The 1,196-nt window shown below is 37.0% G+C and carries 2 protein-coding genes; both read right to left on the bottom strand.

Annotated features, from left to right (window positions below; all coding sequences use genetic code 11):
- The coding region (locus BAZSYMA_RS04695) for a tRNA-dihydrouridine synthase (RefSeq protein ID WP_241502557.1) at positions 1–402 on the bottom strand (402 nt) is incomplete at its 3' end.
- Between the two features lie 173 nt (positions 403–575).
- Entirely contained in the window at positions 576–1,148 is a 573-nt protein-coding gene (locus tag BAZSYMA_RS04690) for a Tll0287-like domain-containing protein (RefSeq protein WP_090716147.1), read from the bottom strand.
- Positions 1,149–1,196 lie beyond the last annotated feature (48 nt).

Here is a 1,196-nt window from a genome sequence, read left to right as displayed (position 1 = left end):
AACACTGCTTGTCACAGCATTAAGAATATCCCTAACTAAAATCTCATCTTGCATGAGTGCTGAACCTGCGGCTTTGCTACAAACTTTTTTGGCAGGGCATCCCATATTAACATCAATAATATCGGCGCCAAATTCTACTGCTTTTTGTGCAGAAAACGCCAATTCATCTGCCTCTGAGCCGGCAATTTGAATGCTAATCGGTGCTGACTCCCCTTTAAAGTCTAGGCGATATTTAGATTTATTGGTATTCAGTAAATGTTGTTGTATCACTACCATTTCAGAAGTAGTGAGCGCTGCACCTTGTGCTTTGCATAGCATTCTAAAAGGCTTATCGCTAGTACCTGCCATTGGCGCCAACAACACTTGAGATTTTAATTGATATTGACCAATTTTTATGAACACTAAAACCTTAGTAAATTTAACCTATAAATGCAACACTTCTGTGTTGTTCAGGGTGTCTTTAAAAACTCGTCAAAATAGTATCATTATCCCTATTTTATAGGGGAAAAACGATTCTATAAATCACACCCCTTGCATTTAATAGACTTGTATAAGGGGTTTTGGCAACATAGATTTTATTTTAAAGTTTTGCTTAAACTAAATGCACCACGAACTTGTCCCAAACTATAGCCAGTTGCTTTGTCATGTGGATAATGCATTTGTATTTTTTTCTTAACTTCAGCACTAATGTTTTTACCATGACACGCCAAGCAAACTTTAGCGGTGCCTTGTGCTTTTAAAAATCTAAATTTGCCATCAACCACCTCGGCAGCAAACATCTTATTTGCTTTTTCACCATTGGCAACACGCTGGTCAAATTCTTTTAATTTTGCGCTCTCCCAAGCGTCTAAAACCATGTTGGGGTTACGATTTTTCAAACTAATGCGTCTTACACTCCAGTCTTTATTTTCATTGTTAATTTGCTTGGCTATTTTCGGTGCCACGACAGCACAAACACTGACAGCATTAACGGCGCCACCTGATTTTAAAGCACTTTTTAACTGTGGCTTTAATGTGCCACCAAATTTTTTGATAATACTCATTGCTTCGCTTTTTAATAAGGGGATATCCACTGTTTCGTGATGATCAGCGTAAGAAGCTGCACTTAATAAAGTAATTCCAATGAGTGTGATTGTGATTTTTTTCATGTTAAATGTCCTTTTTTTTCTAAAGATAATGGTAAGTAAAAACAGGTG

Origin of the sequence: Bathymodiolus azoricus thioautotrophic gill symbiont (assembly GCF_001298715.1) — a bacterium.
Taxonomy (GTDB): domain Bacteria; phylum Pseudomonadota; class Gammaproteobacteria; order PS1; family Pseudothioglobaceae; genus Thiodubiliella.
This window is presented reverse-complemented; position numbering and strand designations above follow the sequence as displayed.

Bases quoted from the DNA above. Each gene is read 5' to 3' on its own strand.
- BAZSYMA_RS04690 (WP_090716147.1), bottom strand. From the start codon at position 1,148: ATGAAAAAAATCACAATCACACTCATTGGAATTACTTTATTAAGTGCA.